The 21859-nt window shown below is 61.4% G+C and carries 7 protein-coding genes; 5 read left to right on the forward strand and 2 right to left on the reverse strand.

Features of this window, described 5'->3' with window-relative positions:
• Positions 1 to 104 precede the first annotated feature (104 nt).
• Entirely contained in the window at positions 105 to 1313 is a 1209-nt protein-coding gene (locus tag ACM0PY_RS20335) for a hypothetical protein (RefSeq protein ID WP_414609475.1), read from the reverse strand.
• A 963-nt stretch (positions 1314 to 2276) separates the two neighbouring features.
• Here ACM0PY_RS20335 and ACM0PY_RS20340 point away from each other — a divergent pair.
• The 5 genes from ACM0PY_RS20340 (at position 2277) to ACM0PY_RS20360 (ending at position 20472) form a co-directional block, all read left to right on the forward strand.
• Positions 2277 to 8567: a calcium-binding protein gene (locus tag ACM0PY_RS20340; RefSeq protein WP_414609474.1), complete on the forward strand. Its 6291-nt coding sequence runs from the start codon at positions 2277 to 2279 to the stop codon at positions 8565 to 8567.
• Between the two features lie 191 nt (positions 8568 to 8758).
• Positions 8759 to 10921: a type I secretion system permease/ATPase gene (locus ACM0PY_RS20345; protein ID WP_414609476.1), complete on the forward strand. Its 2163-nt coding sequence runs from the start codon at positions 8759 to 8761 to the stop codon at positions 10919 to 10921.
• Positions 10918 to 12339: an HlyD family type I secretion periplasmic adaptor subunit gene (locus ACM0PY_RS20350; RefSeq protein WP_134970249.1), complete on the forward strand. Its 1422-nt coding sequence runs from the start codon at positions 10918 to 10920 to the stop codon at positions 12337 to 12339. Before ACM0PY_RS20345 ends, ACM0PY_RS20350 begins: the two co-directional genes overlap by 4 nt.
• A 140-nt stretch (positions 12340 to 12479) precedes the next feature.
• On the forward strand, positions 12480 to 12989 hold the full coding sequence (locus ACM0PY_RS20355; protein WP_146257816.1) for a hypothetical protein: 510 nt from the start codon (positions 12480 to 12482) through the stop codon (positions 12987 to 12989).
• 109 nt (positions 12990 to 13098) lie between these two features.
• Positions 13099 to 20472 (forward strand): SPM autocatalytic domain-containing protein, encoded by a 7374-nt coding sequence (locus tag ACM0PY_RS20360; protein ID WP_414609473.1) that lies wholly within the window; start codon positions 13099 to 13101, stop codon positions 20470 to 20472.
• Between the two features lie 1038 nt (positions 20473 to 21510).
• On the opposite strand, the gene ACM0PY_RS20365 is transcribed toward ACM0PY_RS20360, so the two are convergent.
• On the reverse strand, positions 21511 to 21859 hold a 349-nt coding region (locus ACM0PY_RS20365), incomplete at its 5' end, for a hypothetical protein (protein WP_495493293.1).

The raw sequence follows: 21859 nt of genomic DNA on the forward strand, positions 1-21859 counted from the left end.
CTACATCGAGATGTTCTACAACCCGATCCGCCGGCATGGTTCCGCTGGCGGACTGTCACCGGTAGAGTTTGAAAGGCGCTACGCGCAGAGCGGCAACTGAGTGTCTACAGAACTCTGGCCGGTCCAACCTGTGCGGCAGATTCAATGGAAGCCAACGATAGACCGACAACCAGACACGTATGGCGTATCGTCGTTTCCAGCATGGAAATCGACCGTAGTGTGGTCACAACTAACCTCGGACGGTTATCTAGCAGCAGCTTGTGCAATTCCTCTCTGGAGTCGGCACGCACAACGTCCAATGCTTCACCATCGTTTGGCGCCTGCCGGACCGACTGGATCAATTGCTCTGCCAAGACTAGCCTGTCCACAATTACGATCTGCGGGATTGAACCGAGCTCGCTCGATTCACGGCAACGCGCCAAGTATCCAATCATGGACGATATGACGCCGGATCCCATGGGCTGCTGAATCAATCCGGCGATGCCACCCGTAGTTCGCTTACGCAGTGTGGCGTCGAAGGCAGCTTCGATCAGGTCAAGTTGGTAGGCGCGCAAGCGATCGCGGTAGTATGAGGACAGAGAGCCGAGTTGCTCTGTAAGAGATTGCAGCTCAGTGTCGCTGATGCCGGTGGGCTTGCCTTCGACTAGGCGCTGCTTGATCAGCTCTGCCTCCGCGGTCACCCGTGACGCCGTCATTTGCAGCTGGGCTTCAGGGGGGGCGACACGCAGACGTTCGTCGAGGCTGCTATCAGCAGCGACCGTTGCATGGAGGACGGTGAGGACTTCGTCGAGCGTCTTCTTGATGTCGAGAAACTGCCCTAGGAATTCAGTTTCAGGCGAGACCGATTGTAGGTGCGTGAGTGCCTGGTCTACATCCTCGCTTAGCAAGGGCTCCGCATCCACGTCAAAGAGCAACATGACGACCCAGAATGCAGCGCTCCGTGCACCTTCAATGGCATGTAGTGCCGGTACGGTGCCATTTCCACCGTGGTACAAATCATTGCGCAGGCTATGGTAGTAGATCATCTCGTCGCGCTGGACCATCATCGGGGAGCCCTTCGTATTGGCGAAGCGCTCGATGAACTCAAGCTTGGTGTGGAAGTTTCGCTTCCAGTGCGTCACTTCATCTTGACGATAGATAAGTCCGCCTCGCTGGGCGGGATTTAGATCCAGAAATGTCACCACAGCCATCTCGATGGCATTGTCGAAGCTGATAAGCGCTATACGCCGATCGAAGTCACGCGAGCCTTGGCGATGCTCCTCCCCGTGGCGGAGCAGATCAACGGGGCCGTGGACCCAAGGTTTGATTGACAATGTGAGCATCCTTCCGGCGAACTTCTTAGCTCCATGGAATGAAGGCAAAGCATGGTTGACAATGTGTCGCGACGGGATGTGACGAATCCCCACGCTGGGACCCCGTCCTAACTGCATTCCAATTCGTTATTGGCGTCATGGCCGAGGGTGCCGACATCTGGCGATGCTTGCTGTTTATCGGGGGTAGGGGGGGGGCTCATCTTCCGGCCGGCATTGAACAGATGCTTTGAGACCGATGCCCTGCTCTACATCGCCCCCGAAAATCACACATCCACCTTCGACGACGCGACCAGTTTGGTGACTAGGGCTACGGCGGCTGGTAAATGGTGCAGTAGTGGCGTAGCCGGGAAGGGGATATGCCAATTGTCAGGCACAGCCACGATCCTGCCCTCCGCGATGTGCTCAGCTGCCACCGGCCCGCCACTTGGATCGAGTCTTTCGCAAGCATGGATTGGGCGGTCGAGGCGACACTGGATCTGCATGCTGCGGTGTCAAGGGGGGTGGGGGGGCAGCGGGCTTCCTGAGCTCGAGATGCCTTTGGAGGTGGCCATGCAGAGTGCGGCTTTTGCCTCGCCGAACTGGTGCAGTCGAAGCCCCGCAACATTTGGGCAGTAGCTGGCGAACTGATCACAACCAACGCCAGTAGATTCTCCCCCATTGCCGATAACGTAGTCCGCATGCAAACATGCGCCGGGGAGACAAGGATGGCCACGGTGGAGAAACGGGAGGGCCTTGATTTCGGTCGACATCACCGGTATGCAATGTGCTGGTTTCGCTCGCTTTGGCTCCGGTTCGCGTCATGTGCCCGGCCCGGAATTCCACTTTGCGACCAGCGCACGCGCAGCCGCCTCGCGCCATTCTCACAAGAGCCCGTATCTATGATCATCACTTCATAGCCGGCAATGGCTGCATTCCGTTTCAATCGGTCCGATCGCATTTCCATCTCGACTCCAAGGAAAGAAAATGACGTACACGGCAGTGCAGATGCAGTCACTCTTGGTTGGCCTGTCCCGTCAGTTGGCGGCATTGTACGGACGGGAGTTGAAACAGGCCGGAATAGAGATTTCGGCTCTCGGCAACAGTTCGCCCGATGAAGAGGTCGCTCTGCGCATCAATGAAGCCTATGCACGGGCAAGTGCACAGGCCATCGAGCTGGTCCGCATGTTCGGGCAGATCCCCGATCTCGCCGGCGATCCGGCCTGGCAATCGCTGCAAGCGACCTATCTTGATAGCTTCGAGAACATCGTGGAGCGCATCCACGATGATGGACGCCTGCACGTCGACAAGCTTAGTGATGTGCTTGGCATTCTTGAGCAGGCGACGGCAATCAAACTCCCTGGAACAGCCGGCACCATTGGCGAGATGGTCGGTATTACAGGAGGGGCAATCCAGACCGCGTTGGACGTCGGCGACCTCATCATTGCTGCGCGCGATGGCGACTACAGCACGATGGCGACCGTGCTCACCATGGGAGTCGTCGGTACCTTGATCGATGCGACCTTGGACCGCTTCCCGTATCTCGGCCCACTTTTGACTGCGACAGGCATAGTCGGGCTGGTGGAGGACGCATTCGAGGAATCTGCATCGGCCGGCTTCCAGCGGATATTCGGCGACAGTGAAATGCGCTATATGGTCGAGCGCTGCTATGAACTCTATGGGCAGGGCTTCCAGCAGTTCGACGGAACTGAGCTTGCAGCGCTGATCGGCACCGCTGGGAACGACCAGGTGTTTGGGATCTCCGGGAGATCAAATATCGTCGTCGGCGGCGGTGGTAACGACGGACTGTATGGCGACGCCCTCGCAGACGTCCTGGGCGGTGGTGCCGGCAATGACATACTGGATGGGCACGGGGGCGACGATGTGCTGGAGGGCGGGGACCACAACGATGAACTGTGGGGTGGCACCGGCAATGACCGACTGTACGGCGGCAATGGGATGGACACCTATGAGTTCAAGGATGAGGATTTTGCCGAAGGCGCCACCCGCGACATCATCGTAGATGACGATGGGCAGGGCGTCATCCTGTTCAATGGCGCGGCGTTCGGTACCGATCTCGGCAGTGGCGCGGTGCACAGATATGGTGCGCAGGGCTTCTATTGGAGAACCGCAGATGACAAGTTCAACCTGCTGCTTGGTGCGCTCAACCAAGATGGAACGCGATCGCTGATTATCGTGCACCGTGCAACCAACAGCCGCATAGTGGTGGAAAAGTGGGTCGACGGACATCTAGGGATCACTCTGCCCACCTACAATCAGCCCGGAACTCCAGAGAACCCGATCGCGGAAACCAATGGCGATGACCTTGTAGGCCGCGATGGCGATTCAAATAGCGTCGCCAGCGGTGATGACAATATCCGGAGCCTGGAGGGAAATGACGGTATCGATGGCGGCTACGGCGATGACTACATCGACGGGGGCGGTGGTGACGATCTGCTGCTAGGCGGGCCGGGCGAGAATCACATTACCGCCGGCAGTGGAAACGACATCATCCTGAACGGCTCGTTCGTAATGAACTGGCGCACCGCCGAAGAGATGGGGATGTCACTAGAGTACTTCCAAAGCCAGTATGCCGGGCAACCTGTCCATGCGTACGGCAATGGATGGGTGGCTAAGTACAAAAACGGCCAGGCCCTCGACCCGAGTGACAGACTTGGCCGGCTGGGGGGCCTGGAAATCTACGCCTGGGGATTTAGCGGCACAGGCATCTGGGGATGGCTTGACGCGAACCAGCATCGCAATGGTAGAGATGTCATTGATGCTGGCGCGGGTGCCGACACCGTGGCCTCAGGCGAAGGAGACGACGTAATCGATGGTGGATCGGGGAGTGATGTACTGATTGGTGGTCATGATGCGGATCTCATCAACGGTGGCGATGATGACGACCTCATCCTTGGCGATGTCCTAACCGCCATAAATCCCAGTTTGATGTACGTGCTGGGCGACGTCTCGAACCTCGCGAATATCGCGGGGGCCGACATCATCGATGGTGGTGCAGGCAACGACCTCATCTATGGGCAGGGTGGTGCCGACATCTTGAGTGGCGGCGACGGCAATGACGAGTTGTGGGGAGATCGACTCAACGACAATCTGGACGATCCAGTGTATTCGCCTGGACCTACCGGCAATGATGAACTCGACGGCGGAGCGGGCCAGGACCTCCTGATAGGCAACGAGGGGAACGACACGCTGTCTGGTGGGGCCGGAAACGACGATCTGTTCGGGGATGATTGGTTCACGCCTGAAGCCCTCCATGGAAACGACTTTCTGGATGGCGGGGAGGGCGATGATCGCCTCCAGGGCAATGGTGGCAATGACCAACTCCACGGCGGCGAGGGCGACGACGCCTTGTTCGGTGGAAGTGGCAATGACGACCTCAACGGCGGAAGGGGTGTCGACCAGTTGCGCGGCGATACTGGCGACGACAGGCTGTCCGGCGGCGAAGATGATGACCGGCTATTCGGCGATGACGGGAACGACACCTTGTCGGGCGACGCTGGCAACGACGAACTGTCTGGCGGCATGGGCAATGATCTGCTCAACGGTGGCGACGGCAGCGATGTGATGAGCGGTGACGCCGGTGATGACGTACTCAACGGCGGAAGGGGAGATGACCGCCTCGAGGGTGGGGAAGGCAATGATCGACTCTACGGAGACGACGGCTGGGACTATCTCGACGGGGGTAGCGGTAATGACACACTGGATGGAGGTGCCGGCGGTGATACGCTGCAGGGCGGCGAGGGCAATGACACGCTGATCGGCGGGGACGGTGACGACGGATTGATCGGTGATGATGGCGCGGACATCCTGCTGGGCGGTTACGGATGGGATTATCTCGACGGCGGCACGGGCGATGATGTCCTTCGCGGTGATGCGGGAGGCGATCAGTTGGTGGGTGGAGAGGGTGATGATACCCTCGAGGGTGGTGCAGGCGACGATACTCTTCAGGGCGGCACTGGACTGGATACGTATCGGTTCGAAGTTGGCGCGGGCCATGACGTCATCGATGACCGTGATGCGGACAGCGTCATCCACCTGGCTTCGGATATCGACTTCGATCAGGTAGCTGTAAGGCGCAGTGGTGATGACCTGGTCATCAGCATGCTTGCCAGTACCGAGTGGTCCCTGACGTTGCGTAGCTACATGCAGGCGGAAGAGGGCAGTGCGCCCTCCATCTACTTCCATGACGGCCGCGTGTTGACTCAGCAATGGATCCGCGAAGCCCTGATCCAACCCACTTCTGGCGATGACGTCCTTATTGGGTACGAAACTCCGGATTCGCTGGCGGGACGCGAGGGCGACGATTCACTGTCCGGCCAAGATGGGGCTGACGTTCTCGATGGTGGGGCGGGCAACGATTGGCTCAGCGGCGGGAGAGATGACGACATCCTACGCGGCGGAGACGGCGATGACTTCCTCTTCGGTGATGAAGGTAGCAACGCACTGTACGGCGGCAACGGCAATGACACACTAGACGCACGTAACGGCGTTGCGCTGATGGATGGTGGTGCAGGCGAGGACAACTTGAGTGGCAGCGATGGAGACGATATCTACCTGTTCCAGCGTGGCAACCAGGTGGATTGGGTGCGCTATGCCTCCCAAGACGGTACGGACACCCTGCGGCTCGGCCCTGATATCGCATTGTCCGATCTGGAGTTTGCCCTTGGTACCAACATGTTTAACGGGCTGTCCCTCAGCATCCGCATAAAGGGTACCGAGGATGTCTTCATTATCTATACGGCGCTCGGCAATACCGAGGCGTCCGTAACTAGCTCGGGCGAGATAGATCGGGTCGAATTTGCCGATGGCAGCGTCATGCTTGCCGATGAATTCTACGCCCATGTAATCGCAAACGCCGTCCTGACCGGCGAGCCTGATCAGTCGCGCGTGGGAACCGCTGCCGCCGAGGTGATGATCGGTGGCGACAACGGTGAGTTTATCTATGGCATGGGGGGGGATGACACCATTACTGGTGGTTCTGCCGGGGATAACATTCGTGGAGGCCTGGGGGACGACGTCGTACATGGCGGGGCGGGTAACGACATGCTGCGCGGTGGGGAAGGCGCTGACCGGCTGCATGGCGGAATTGGTGACGACACGCTCATAGGCGGCTTCGGTGACGATAGTTTCCACTTCAATGCAGGCGATGGTCACGATTCGATCATGGATGCATTGCCCTATGATTCATCTTATGACCAATTCGGAAGCGGATTCGACCGCCTATTTCTGGGCGAAGGCTTGAACCCGGCCGACGTAGTCGTCACCCGCAGGGACGAAACTGGACTGACCATGCATTTCGCAGGTCGCCCTGATGACCTCGTCACCTTGGATAATCAGCTTTCTTTCGGAGAGCTTAGTGGCGGCGCAATCGATGAAGTTGTTTTCGCCGATGGGACCACTTGGACGACACAGGATTTGCTTGCAAGAGTAGACGCAGCACCTGCCGTCAATCGCACGCTTGCGCCGGCCGCGGCAGTGGCGGGCCGCATCTTCAGCTACACATTCCCCGCCGATCTGTTCAGTGATAATGGATCGCTAACTTGGGAGACCCGTAATCAGCCGGAATGGATGCAGTTCGACGCGGCGACGCGCACGTTGAGCGGCCAAGCGCCAAGCGACTGGAGTTCTACTTACGGGGTCTACATCGTCGCCACGGACGCATTCGGGCAGCAGGCCGTCGCGAGCATCACGATTGTGGGGGCTGCATCGCTGATCAATGGCACATCCTCTAGCGAAGATCTCACCGGAACCTGGAACTCCGATGTGATCTACGGCTACGAAGGAAATGATCGCATCGATGCCGGAGGCGGGGCCGATTTTATGTACGGCGGCAAGGGTAACGACAGCTACAGTGTCGACCACGCCAGCGATCAGGTTATCGAGCTTGCCGGAGAGGGCGTCGACAGCGTGTTCTCCACTGTGACCTTCACGCTGGGTGACAACGTTGAGAATCTGACATTGAGCGGCACCAATGCGATCGACGCGACCGGCACTTCGGCTGCAAACATCCTTCGTGGTAACGAGAAGGGCAATCATATTTGGGGGTTGGGCGGCGCGGATGTGCTTGAGGGCGGTTCAGGGGACGATTTCCTATATGGTGGCGAAGGCAACGACGAGCTCACTGGAGGTGCCGGTCGCGATCACCTCGAAGGCGGCTCAGGCGATGATGTGTACAACCTCGGCGCAGACGATGACGTTATCGTTGAGCTGGCCGGAGAGGGTATTGACCTGGTGCGAACCTCTGTCTCCGGGTACACATTGGGCGCACACCTGGAGAATCTGCAGGTGAGCGGTTGGGGGGACGGAAGCGGTAATGCGCTGGACAACGTGATAACCGGAGATTACGGCAACAACCTTCTGTGGGGTATGGATGGTGATGACGTGCTGGATGGCCAGGGAGGCCGGGACGGCCTAACAGGGGGGCGAGGCAACGACACGTACGTGGTAGACGATCCCGGCGATTGGATCGTTGAACTGGCCGGCGAGGGTATCGACACCGTAAAGGCTTCTACGGACTATACGTTGAGCGAGGGCCTGGAGAACCTCAGCTTCCTCTACTCCCATGGATTTACCGGCAACGGCAATGCGGCAGACAACGTAATGACCGGCAACTCTGGCGGGAATACGCTCAATGGCCTCGGGGGCAACGACACCCTGGACGGTGGCGGGGGCTGGGACCGGCTGGTCGGTGGCGATGGCAGCGACACCTATCTCATGGGATCGGGCTATGGCACCGACACCATCGTGGAAACTCAAAGTCAGGCTGGCGACCATGACGTCGCGCGCTTCCGCGGGATATCGCATGATCGCTTGTGGCTGACGCGTGCGAACGGATCCAACGATCTGTCGATCAAGGTTTTGGGCGGACAGGAATCCCTCATCATCGAGAACTGGTTCTTGGGCGACCAATATCGAGTCGAAACGATCGAAGCTGATGGCATGCTTCTGCATTCCTCTGAGGTGCAGGCGTTGTTCTCGGCCATGCAGCAGTTGGGCAAGTCTAACGGGGACATCCTCACCGCAGCCGAGCGTCAGGTGCTGCAGCCGGCGCTCGAGGCGGCGTGGCAGTCCAGCGCCGGCACGACAGCGGTACTTGGGGTGGAGCATGGGGAGCTGAACAGCCTGGTCTCCGCAATGAGCAGCTTTGGCATGGAGGCCTCGGCCCTTCCTCTCCTCGATGGAGTCTCCAGTGTGCCCTTGCTGATACAGGGAGGCGCCATCGGTCGGTCAACTGCACCTGCCATGGAGATCCTGTAGTCGTACATCACGTTGTTCGATCGCACGCGGCGGTGCAAATCGAGAGGGGGCACCAATTTCTTCTTTTGGCACGTGCCGAAGCTTCCGGCCAAGGGGCGCGTCTCACAGATTGCCCCCTCTTGACAGAGGACTTTGGTGACCCCAATCTCCGCGTCGGGGTTGCGCACAATGGAAGCTGCGCAGGGGATTCTATGTCAGAGGGAGACGCGGCACTTTCGGTGTCGGAGGTAGTGCGTGCGCAGGATCGACAGGATCTGGCGTTGCGTGGTCTGGTACTGCTTGCTCAATTTCATGGCATTGCGGCCGACGCCAGTCAGCTGGCACACGACGCTGGGCTGGGCAATGCCCCCATGGACGAAACTACCCTGGTCCTGGCGGCCCGCAAGCTGGGCTTCAAGGCGCGGATGGTGTCAACGCCCTGCGCGCGCCTGGCGCTGGCCAACCTGCCTGCGCTTGCACTAGGTGAGGACGGTGATGCGTTCATCATTGCCCGCATCAATGGCGATCAGGTGCTGATCCACGATCTGGCCCAGAAGCGCCCGCAGAGCATTGACATGGCAGCGCTCCGGCAACGCTACCGCGGACGCCTGCTGCAGGTCGCATCGCGGGCTTCTGTTCTCGGCGAGCTGGCCCGGTTTGATTTCAGCTGGTTCATTCCGGCGGTGATCAAATATCGGAAAATGCTGCTGGAAGTCTTCATCGTCTCGTTCTTCATCCAGTTGTTTGCACTGGTCACGCCTCTGTTCTACCAAGTGGTGATGGACAAGGTCCTGGTGCATCGCGGCCTGACAACGCTGGATGTGATCGCGATCGGGCTGGTGTCGATCGCCATTTTCGACGTCGTACTCAGCGGGCTGCGTACCTATGTGTTCGCCCATACCACCAGCAAGATCGACGTCGAGCTCGGTGCCCGGCTGTTCCGGCATGTACTGGCGTTGCCGCTCGCGTACTTCGAATCCCGACGTGTGGGCGACACCATTGCCCGCGTGCGCGAACTGGAGAACATCCGTAACTTCCTGACCGGGCAGGCGTTGACGTCGGTCCTCGACCTGTTGTTCACCGTGGTGTTCCTGGCCGTGATGTTCTACTACAGCGGCTGGCTGACCCTTATCGTCCTGGTCTCGCTACCGCTCTATGCGCTTGTTTCGGCGGGCATCACCCCCGTGCTGCGCAAGCGCTTGGATGAGAAGTTCGCACGCGGCGCGGACAACCAGTCCTTCCTGGTCGAAACCATCAGTGGCATCGGCACGGTCAAGGCCAATGCGGTCGATCCCCGGGTGACACGCACCTGGGACAGCCAGCTGGCGGGATATGTGAATGCCGGATTCGGCGTCACCAAGATCGCGACCGTCGGCCAGCAGAGCGTGCAGCTCGTGCAGAAGCTGGTCAGTGTTGCCATCCTGTTCTGGGGGGCAAAGCTGGTCATTGATGGCCAGCTGTCACTGGGCCAGCTGATCGCCTTCAACATGTTGTCTGGACAGGTCGCCGCGCCGATCATCCGCCTGGCCCAGCTGTGGCAGGACTTCCAGCAGGTGGGCATTTCTGTCCAGCGTCTCGGCGATATCCTCAACACCCGCACGGAACTGCCCGGCAGCCGGATGGCACTACCGTCCATCCGTGGCGACATCACCTTCGAGCAGGTCGGATTCCGCTATCGCCCGGATACCCCGGAGGTTCTTGCCGGCATCGATTTGCACGTGGCGGCCGGGCAGGTCATTGGCATCGTCGGGCGTTCGGGGTCCGGCAAGAGCACGCTGACCAAGCTGGTGCAGCGCCTGTACACGCCAGAGCGCGGACGGGTGCTGGTGGATGGGCATGATCTGGCCCTGGCCGATCCTGCCTGGCTGCGGAGGCAGCTGGGCGTGGTACTTCAGGAGAACTTCCTGTTCAACCGCAGCGTGCGTGAGAACATCGCACTCAGTGATCCGGGCATGCCGCTTGAACAGGTGATCAAGGCGGCGACCCTTGCCGGCGCCCACGAGTTCATCTCGGCACTGCCCGAGGGTTATGACACCAAAGTGGGGGAGCATGGCGCGGGCCTGTCGGGTGGCCAGCGGCAGCGCGTAGCGATCGCCCGTGCGCTGATCACCGATCCCCGAATCCTGATCCTGGATGAGGCCACCAGTGCCCTGGACTACGAGTCGGAGCACGCGGTGATGTCCAACATGCGCGAGATCTGCAGGGGCCGAACGGTCATCATCATCGCGCATCGCCTTTCCACCGTGCGCAGGGCCAACCGCATCGTCGTCGTGGACCGCGGTCGCATCGTCGAGAGCGGAACGCACGATGAGCTGCTGGCCCTGCCAGATGGGCACTATGCGCAGCTGCATCGCCTGCAGCAGGGGGCGGCATGAAGCACATCCGTGATGCGGTGGGCGTCTTTGCGGCGCGTTACCTTGCCGTGTTCCGTAGCGCTTGGCGGGCCCGCCACGAGATGGATCCGCCTGCGCGCGAGGCAGACGAGCGCGCCTTCCTGCCTGCGCATCTGGAGCTGATTGAGACCCCGGCGTCGCCTACGGCACGGTGGACGCTGCGCATCATCATCGCGTTGTTCTGCGTGGCGGTGCTGTGGGCCAGTTTCGGCAAGCTCGATATCGTTGCTGTGGCGCCCGGGAAAACCGTCGTGGACTCAAGGACCAAGGTGGTGCAGCCGGCAGAAACCAGCGTGGTGCGCCGGATTCTGGTGCGTGACGGGCAGGCGGTGAAAGCAGGGCAGGTGCTGATTGAACTCGATGCCACCGCCACCTCCGCCGACGTAGCCAAGGCGGACGATGCATTGTTGAACGCGCGCATGGCCTCCCTACGTCTGCGCGCCCTCGCCGAGGCCTTGGAAGATGGCACAGCGCCGGTATTCCATGTTGATCCGGACCTGCCGGCAGGCCGGGTGCAGGCCGAGCAGGCGCTGGCGCGAAGCCAGTACGAGGCGCTGCAGGCCAAGCGCCACAACCTGCAGGCCTTGATCGCACAGCGCCGCGCGGAACTGGAAACCACGCAGGCCTCGGTGAAGCCGCTGGAGGAGTCGGCACGAATCTCCCGCCTGCGCGCAGACGATTACCGTAGCCTGCTGGAAGGCAACTATGTGGGGCGCCACGACTACCTGCTGCGGGAGCAGGAGCGCATCGCGGGTGAGCGTGATCTCGCCGCGCAGCGCAATCGCGTGGAGGAGATCCGGTCGGCCCAGCGAGCCGCCGAAGAAGAACTGAGGGTGCTGGTGGCCGACTTCCGCCAACAGACCCTGGACGGACTGCGTGAGGCCCAGGAGCAGATCGGGCAGATGGCGCCTGAAGTATCGCGAACAGGGCAGCGCGACCACCAGATGACCCTGCGTGCGCCTGTCGATGGAACTGTACAGCAGCTGGTCGTGCATACAGTGGGTGGTGTGGTTACTCCGGCGCAGCCCCTGTTGGCCGTCGTCCCCAGCGAGGAATCACTGGAGGTCGAAGCTACCATCCTCAACAAGGATATCGGCTTTGTGCGCACCGGCCAGGCGGTAACCGTGAAGGTGGAAAGCTTCCCGTATACCCGCTACGGCTACCTCACAGGGAAAGTAGTGAGCGTCTCTCACGATGCCATGCAGGACGAGAACCTCGGCCTGGTCTTCCCGGTACGGGTGAAACTCGACAAGGCCACCCTGCAGATCGACGGGGTGCGCGTGCGCATGACCGCAGGCATGAGCCTGAGTGCCGAGATCAAGACCGGGAAACGGCGGGTCATCGACTACCTGTTGAGTCCGTTGCGCCAGCATGCAGGTGAGGCGATGCGCGAGCGTTGAGCTCCCTATCATCTGTGGCGGGTGTCGGTACCACTCTACAAACGAGGTCATTCGTGCGAATGCTGCGCTTCCTCCTGCTTCCGCTTCTGGCAGTACTGGCTGCATGTCAGGGTCCTCCCCCTCAGCGTCCCGTGCACGTGATGCTCCGCCCCTACCTGCTGCGACCCGGTGTCGACCCGGCGGGTGACAACGCAGTGGTCGTGAATCTGTATCGCGACAACGGCCGCGTCAAAGAAGGGCCGGGCAGAGCGGCGGGAACGCCATGGACGTCCATCCGCCTGCTGGTACGCGTCGGTACCACGTTGCCCGCGTCAATGTCGCTTGGCGACGATGACCGCGTCATGGATGAAGGCGACGGTTTCGAGCGTCTGGTTCCGCAGAGCTGGCCCCCTGAACGCGGCATTCTTCGCTTCGAAGGCCCGTGCGCGCATCAGGTGCTGGCGACGCAACGGTCCGGTGACAGCACGGACAAGGGCACCTACCTGGCTGAAATGCAGATGGATGGCATGTATCTCCAGTATCTCTACGGCGCGCAATCCCACGCTGACCATCTTCGCTTCGCCGCCTGGGCCTACAACTGGTATTCCGGGCATACCTGCCCATCCTCGGAACCTGCCGCTGGGAGCCCGTCCGAACCCGGCAGGCACTGATCCAAGACGCCATCCTCTCCACGCGCTGCAGGTGCGGCGCCTGCTCCTCGCCTGATCCATCACGCCTTCAGTCCATCCACCCTTCACTGCCGCTGTATCAAGGAAGAACATGTCCGGTATTCTCAATCTCGATTCGTCCCAGCGCACCACGCTTCAGAACTACAGCAACTCAGGCCAGCATGCCGATGCATATCGCTACCTGAGAGACCTTGCCCAGACCCAGGCACGGGGGTCGGATGCAGCTACCGCTGCAGAACTCAACAAGATGGCGAACTGGTTCGATGCCGCAGGGAAGATCAACGCCAACGATGGCAGTCTGGTGAGCGATCTGGTCCGCGGCGCCACCATGTGGCAGGGTACGGTCAATGGGCTCAACGCGAACGAGGCGTGGTTCCAGAACGGCTCTGACATCCTGGCCCGTTCCGTGGTCACTGATGTGCTTGCAGGCGAAGTGGGCTCGCTGAGGGATATCATTGGTACCGACGTGATGACGGCTGTGAAGGACATGCAGCTGGGCGAGGCTGACCGATGGGCAGGCACGCTGGGCGACCAGTTCGATCCGCCACTTGGCCTGGGCGAGGATTTCGTCCAAGTACAGAGCGAGGACGGATCGGTTACCGGCTACGTGCAGGATGTTGCAGCCGCCATCCTGTCGAACATCAACGGCGTGCTGCGCGCGGCCGGCGTTGAAGCTCCACTGAGCGAAGCGATGGGCTGGGTCATGGACCATGGGTTCGGCCGATTCCTTGACCTTCTCGGCGAGGGAATGGGCTGGGCCATGGACAATGGACTGGGCCGCTTCATTGATCGGTTCGAGGACCTCGCGCGGCGCATCCGCGGCGACAACACCTACCGCATCGAGCGTTACGATCCACTGGCACTGGATCTGGATGGAGACGGCCAAGTGCGCACGGTGGCCGAACGCGGCTGGGCTGGCACCCTGTTCGACCACGATGGCGATGGTATCCGTACCGCCAGTGGCTGGGTGGATGCGCGCGATGGCCTGCTGGTCCGTGACCTGGATGGCAACGGGCGGATCGATTCGGGCCGCGAATTGTTCGGTGACCAGACACGGCTGGCGAACGGCCAGCGGGCCGCCAACGGCTTCCAGGCGCTGGCGGCGCTGGATGACAACGGCGATGGCCGGGTGGATGTGAACGATGCGTCTTTCGCGTCGCTGTCGGTGTGGCGCGACGCCAACGGCAACGGCATCACCGATGCAGGAGAACTGCTGACCCTGCAGGAGCTGGGTATCACCTTCCTCGGTACCACCATGGGCGGCGCCAGCGGCGACGTGGAGGGTGGTGCACTCCTGGGCTCTTCAACATTTGGCCGGCGCGATGCGAACGGCGTGGAGCAGACCCATCTGCTTCAGGATTTCAACTTCGACAACGACAGTCTGCGCTCGGACTATGCCGAGGATATTGCGGTACCGGAGGCTATCCGCGGGCTGGTCAACAGTCGCGGCATCGGCAACCTACGCTCTCTGCACCAGGCAGCCGCACTGTCTCCCGCATTGCAGGCCCTGCTGGTCAGCTTCTCTGCAGGAGAGACCCGCCAGGTACAGCGTGACTTGCTGGACGATTTGATCCTGGAATGGGCGCGTACTAGTCCCTACTTCTCTTCGCAGGCCATCCGCATCAACGACGGCGGTGGCGTGGAAGATCCCAATTCCACCAACGTGGTGCGCCTGCGTCCCAATGAAGTTCTGGTATGGCCGGAACCGACCTGGCTGGATGAAGTGCAGACCATGAAGATGCGCGTGGTCGAAGCGATCATGGGCTACGCGCCGATTACCGATGTCTGGTGGGGAACGCAGACCGTGCAGCAATACGTGCAGGTCTACGATGCGATTTTCGAGGCATTCTATGCAACGCTCAGCAGCAAGTCGCGCCTGAAGGGCTACACCGACCTAATCCAGCCCACTTGGGATGTGCAGGCAGGACATGTCAGCTTTGCTTTTGCCGCACTGGAAGCCAAGCTCAACACGCGTTTCGCCAACAGCCAGGCCGATGCCATCATCGACCTGGCGGAGTTGCTGCGAGCGCAGGGGCGCTTCCTGTTGGGCAACGGGTGGGCCGTGGGCGAGACCATGCTGCGCAACTGGCTTCTGCAGGCGGAGTCTCAGCCTGATCTCGCTGCGGCACTTGCTGCCGCCGGCCTGCAATTGAGCAGTGTGGCGACGGACGGCTCGGTGTCGGGCAGCCTCGGCAGCAACGATGGAATCCTCGTCGGCCGCGACCAGGCCGCCGATGTGCGCGAGCAGCTGCGCGGTGGTGCAGGCGATGACCTCATCCTCGGAGGTGCCGGTGGCGATATGCTGGACGGCGGCCAAGGCAGCGACACCCTGTTCGGCGGCGCTGGCGACGACGCCCTTTACGGCGGTGCCGGAGCCGACCTTCTGTCCGGAGGCGAAGGCGAGGACAATCTCGATGGCGGGGAGGGCGATGATCTGCTGTGCGGCGACGCGGGCAATGACGGCCTAAGCGGTGGTGCCGGCGCGGACCGCCTGGAAGGCGGGCTGGGCACGGATGCACTCTACGGCGGTGCTGGCAACGATGTGCTTGACGGTGGCGCCGGCGATGACTACCTGCAGGGCGGCGACGGCAGCGACCGCTATCTGTTCGGCCGTGGCAGCGGTCATGACCGCATCAACAACTACGACTCCTCCAGCGGTCGCGTCGACACGCTCGAGATCGGCGCGGGGATTCTTCCTTCAGACCTGAAGGTATGGCGCAGCGGCGACTATCTGTGCATCCAGATCATCAGCACCGGCGACCGCGTCGATATCCAGGACTATTTCCGTGCGGACGGCCAGAGCGACTATCGCCTGGACCGCATTCGCTTCTCCAACGGGGTGCAGTGGAGCATTGCCGATGTCAAAGCGCTGGTCCTCATTCCCGTGCCGGGTGTGGATGATCTCTACGGCTATGACAGCGACGACATCATCCATGGCGGAGACGGCAACGAATGGCTCAGTGGCCGCGGAGGCAACGACACCCTTACCGGTGGTGGTGGCGCGGACACGCTGAACGGCGACGATGGCAATGACCAGCTTGACGGCGGAGAAGGTGACGACCGCCTCAATGGTGGTGACGGGCAGGACCTGCTGGTGGGCGGCAGCGGCAATGACACACTGGATGGCGGGGCCGGCGATGACCAGCTGTGGGGTGGCGTCGGCAACGATCAGCTGCGCGGCGGCCAGGGCAATGACCTATACGGGTTCGCCGCTGGATTCGGCCAGGACGTCATCGACAACTATGACGACAGTGCTGGACGCCTTGACGTGATTTCGTTCGCCGCGGGCATCGCGCCGGCGGACATCATCGCCAGCCGGGTCGGAGACGACCTGCTGCTGGTGCGTGCGGGCAGCACCGATCGCCTGACGGTGTCGCGCTACTTCCAGAACGACGGCAACGGTCCCTCGCGCGTGGATGAGATCCGCTTTGCCGACGGCACCGTCTGGACCGTGGCGGCCGTGCGCCAGCGGGTGCAGGTGGCCACCGCTGGCGATGATCACCTGCAGGGCTATGAGGGTGATGACGTTCTTTCCGGTGAGGGCGGCCACGACATTCTGTCCGGCGGGCAGGGCAATGACCAGCTGTTCGGCGGCGAAGGCGATGACACGCTACAGGGCGGCGAGGGCAGCGACCTGCTGGATGGCGGCCAGGGTAGCGATACGCTGGATGGCGGCGAGGGCGATGACCTGCTGTCCGGTGGCGCGGATATGGACGCGCTCTACGGCGGTGCCGGCAACGACGTACTGGATGGCGGCGATGGGCGCGACTGGCTGGCCGGCGAGCAGGGCAACGATGAGCTGCGCGGCGGTGCTGGTGACGACGAGCTGATGGGCGGGCAGGGCAATGACATCCTGCAGGGCGATGCGGGCAATGATCGTCTAGCCGGTGGCAGTGGGGATGACCAGTACTTGTTTACCAGCGGTGACGGCCAGGACATGATCCTGGATACCGAAGGGGCGACCACCCTGCAACTTGTCGATCGGGCGCTGGCCTCGGCCGTGCTGCGGCGGGACAACGCCGATCTGGTCCTGACCTTCCTCGACGGTAGTGGCGACCAGGTTCGCCTTGAGCGCTATTTCGACCCGACCACGGGGCTGGCGGTCCTGGGGCTTTCGTTGGTGGCCGGCGGCCTCACCCGCATGCTCGATCCGACAGCCCTGGATCTGGCGGTGCTCGAAGCCACCTCGCTGGCCGACATCATCCACGGCAACGCCAGCCAGAACCTCGTGCACGCCGGAGAGGGCGACGACACGGTCCATGGCCATGGTGGCGATGACACGCTGTACGGCGAGGCCGGCGACGATCGCCTGTTCGGCGGGCAGGGCGCCGACGTGCTGGAGGGCGGTGCTGGCAACGACTGGCTCGACGGTGGCGAGGGGGTGGACGAGGCGCGCGGCGGTGCGGGTGACGACACCTATGTCGTGGACAACAGCAATGATCGCATCGTCGAGCTCGCCGGCGGCGGTCGAGACCATGTACTGAGCAGTGCCAGTTATGCACTGTCCGCGCAACTGGAGACCCTGACGCTGACCGGTGTTGCGGACAGCGACGGTACCGGCAACGAACTTGCCAACATCCTGACCGGCAACGAGGGTGCCAACCTGCTGGACGGTGGTGCCGGTGATGACCAATTGTTCGGCGGTCAAGGTAATGACCGCCTGCTGGGTGGCAGTGGCAACGATGTGCTGGATGGCCAGTCCGGGGACGATCACATGGAGGGCGGTGCCGGTGATGACATCTACCATGTGGACAGCCAGCTGGACAGCATCGTCGAGCTCGCGGGCGAGGGACTCGATGTCGTACATGCCACCAGCGACTACGCTCTGTCGAGCAACGTCGAGCGGTTGGTGCTGGTAGAGGGGAGCGGTGCCATCGCCGGCACCGGCAGCGCTGACAACAACGAACTGACAGGCAACAGCAACAGCAATCGCCTAGACGGCGGGGCAGGGGCCGACCGCATGCTGGGTGGCTTGGGCGATGACACCTACGTGGTGGATCAAACCGGTGATGCGGTGGTTGAACTTGCCGGCGAAGGCCACGACACCGTGGAATCCAGCATCGATTATATTCTGGGCGATACCCTGGAAGATCTCGTGCTGACCGGCACCGGCAACATCAATGCCACCGGCAATAGCGGCAACAACCAGCTGACTGGCAATGCAGGCAACAATCGCCTGGATGGCGGCGCCGGTAGCGACTGGATGCAGGGTGGCGAAGGAGACGATTACTACATCAACGACAGCAGTGGTGATTGGATCGTCGAGCACGCCGGCGAGGGCGTCGATACCGTCGAGCGGCGCTATGAAACGAACCTGGTGCTCGCCGATGAGGTCGAGAATCTGATCCTGGCCGTCGGCATCCAGACCGGCAATGGCAATGGGCTGGACAACGTGATCACCGGCAATGCCGGAGCCAATACCTTGGGGGGCTGGGATGGCGATGACCTGCTGTACGGCCTGGATGGCAATGACTCGCTGTTTGGTGGCAGTGGCAGCGACACTCTGTACGGAGGCAATGGCAACGACTATCACGATGGCGGCGAGGGTATCGACCGCATGGAGGGCGGTGCCGGCGACGACGTCTATATTGTCGATGACAGTGCCGACGTAGTGGTCGAGGCCGTTGGTGCCGGCAAGGACCAGGTCCAGGCGAGCGCTTCGTACGTACTGTCGGACAACATCGAGAACCTGTTCCTGACCGGCGCTGGCGCCATCAATGGCAGTGGCAATGCGATGGACAATTACCTTGCCGGCAATTCGGAAGCCAACACCATTCACGGGCTGGGTGGCCACGATACGATTGTCGGCGGCGGTGGCAACGACACGCTGGTTGGCGGTAGCGGCGATGACAAGTATGTGTTTGACGCCAGCAGCGGCACCGATACGGTGGACAACACAGGTGGAGGCTTCGATGGTGTGTTCTTCACCGGAGGCATCAGCCGCGAGCGGATTTCGTTCAGTCGCGACGGCAACGATCTGCTGATCACCCTGGACAACGCCGCCACGCCGGCCGTCCGTGTCACCAACCACTTCCTCGGCGGCGACGCCGCGATCGACTACGTACAGCCAGACGGTGGTTCGTACCTGACCACCGCTCAGATCAACCAGATCGTCGCCGGCGGCAGTACGGGCGGCCAGTTTGACCAGGTCATCCAGGGAACCGCAGCCGGCGAGCAGCTGGCAGGCAGTGCCGGCAAGGATCTCATCGAGGGTCTGGGGGGCGCCGACACACTGTTCGGCATGGGCGGAAATGACACCCTGCGCGGAGGCGACGGAAACGACTATCTGTCCGGTGGCAATGGAAGTGGCACCGGCTCGGGCGATGATCGCCTCGAGGGTGGGCTGGGCAATGACACCTTGCGTGGCGAAGATGGGAGCAACGTGCTCATCGGCGGCGCAGGCGATGACCAGTACGTCTACGGCGGCGGCATCGATGTCATCGACAACACGGGAGGCGGTACGGACTGGTTGATCTTCCAGAACGACATTTCGTTGGCCAAGCTCACCTTCGCCCGTGATGGCGACAACCTGGTGATCACCGTCAACGGCAATGCAAGCCAGAAGGTCACCGTCACCAATCACTTCCTTGGCGGTGACATGGCGCTGGACTACCTGCAGCCGGCAGGGGGCTCGGCGCTGAACACGGCGGCCATCAATGCCTTGGTGCCGGGTACCGGTGGCGGAAATCCGGGAGGTGGCAACGACGGCGACTATCCCTCACAGATCTCCGGCACGGGGGCCGGCGAGCAGCTGGTGGGTACCAGTGGCCGTGATCGCATCCAAGGTCTCGGCGGCGACGACACACTGTTCGGCATGGGCGGGGATGACAAGCTCGAGGGCGGCGACGGCAACGACTATCTGTCCGGTGGCAATGGCAGCTTCAGCGGTTCGGGCAACGACATCCTGATTGGCGGCGGGGGCGACGATCAGCTGGTGGGCGAAGACGGTAACGATCTGCTGTTCGGTGGCGTCGGCAACGACACCTACTTCTATCGCGCTGGCGGTGGCGTGGATACCGTGGACAACACCGGTGGTGGTACCGACTGGCTGTACTTCGACGGAGTCGCGCGCAGCCGCCTGAGCTACTACCGCGACGGCGATGATCTGCTCGTACGGCTTGATGGTGACGCTGCTCAGCAGATGCGAGTGCTCAAGCACTTCCAAGGAGGGCAGTACGCTATCGCGTTCGTCCAGCCTGGAGACGGAGGCAACGCCATCTCGGCATCTGCGATCGCCGGCCAGCTCAAGCCGCTGCCGGCCGCAGCCTCGCCTACTTCGGCCCGCACGATGGACACGTCGGCCGGCGCTGAAGTGCGGCAGCTGGTCGAAGCCATCGGTGGCTTCAGCGGCGACGCCAGCGCAGGCTGGAGTGAAGCGCAAGGCGTCGTGGCAGAGCCGTTAATGGGCCACGCTGGCTACGAACTGGGACATGCCTCTGGTGCCTCCATGCACTACCGCAGGTGAGAAAATGGCCGCCGAGGCGCGATGAGGGCGCCTCGGCAGCCAGCTAACGGCGAGTAGCTTTAGGTCCCTGGCTAAGTGACGATAGATGTTCGCCTCTGGCGGCAAAGCAGAGATTGCCGGGGTAGGCGGTTAGGGTGATTTATCGGGGGTAGGGGAGGATAGCTTTCGACCCAATGCAGACGTCGGGATCAGCCCTGCTAGGCTGAAGAGCGCTACCTAACGATGGATCCATCTAACGTGCAAGCGACGCCTCGGCACGGCACAGCGAGTAGCGCGCATGGATGATCGGCGAAGAATTCTTACCGCCAACGTTCTCGTGGCCTCCAGCGAGGCTAAGCTCAGATGGACGGCATTTGCTGCCGATCAAATTGACCGAGATTGAACTATATGAATGATCGAACACAACCGCGCAACCTCCGCGATGCTGTGCACGGCATGCTTTTGGCTGTCGCACCCGAGCGCACCGCCGAGTTGCAAAGCTATTGGAACGAGTACTCGCCGCAATTCCAGATACTTGAAGACGATGGGCCCGACGGCCCTATCGTCCTTGACGCCGGTGGATTCGTCCATACCTCAACAAGGCGACATGGGAATGGATCAGACAGCACCTTGACTGACACCGCCGAAGTCCAAGGGGTTCTGACGTGGTTGGGACTCGGGGACCGCGACACCGGAGCCAGCAAGTGAATTGTTCGCTTGGACTCTTCAAATTTGGAGGGTCCAACTCCCAAATTAGATGCTCTCGAAAGCGCGCGGCTGCAGCGTCTTGGCAACATCATTGGAGATGCAACAGATTCGCGACGCACCATTGGTGATGCACCAGGATCACAGCGAGTCATTGGGACTGCACGTAGCTCAGCGCATCAACTGCTACAAGTTGCCGCACAAGCTGCCCCAAAACTGAAGTGGATGGTTGTCAACGGACTGGTTCGGCCTGGCCTCGCGGTAACATAATATACATTATGCGCAATTCTTCATTGCCCGAATCCGTGCGTTCGTTGGCTCATTTTTGCTCTGGCTCTGGCCTTGCGCGCCTGCCTACGCTGACTGCCACAACGGAAACGCCCCAGATCCCACAGCTGTCCGCCCGTATTTCCCCACAAGGACGCCCGCGATTTCCAGATCTCCCCCAAAGATGCCCTTGATTCCTGGATCCGCACCTAAGACGCCCTCGATTTCTGGCTCCACATCCAGCTCGCCCTTGAGTTCCCAACTGCGCACCTGATCGGTCAGAGCTTGTCGCCTGCACTTCCCAGTTCCTGGACCGGCCAGCCTTTCGTAGACATCCGGTTGCCATAATTGATGGCAATGACCGAGGTGTTTATGGGCAACAGCAAGCAGTACACGGATGAGTTCCGGGCAGAGGCGGTGAAGCAGGTGATCGAGC

The sequence above is a fragment of the Stenotrophomonas sp. BR163 genome (genome assembly GCF_047520985.2).
Lineage (GTDB): Bacteria > Pseudomonadota > Gammaproteobacteria > Xanthomonadales > Xanthomonadaceae > Stenotrophomonas > Stenotrophomonas sepilia.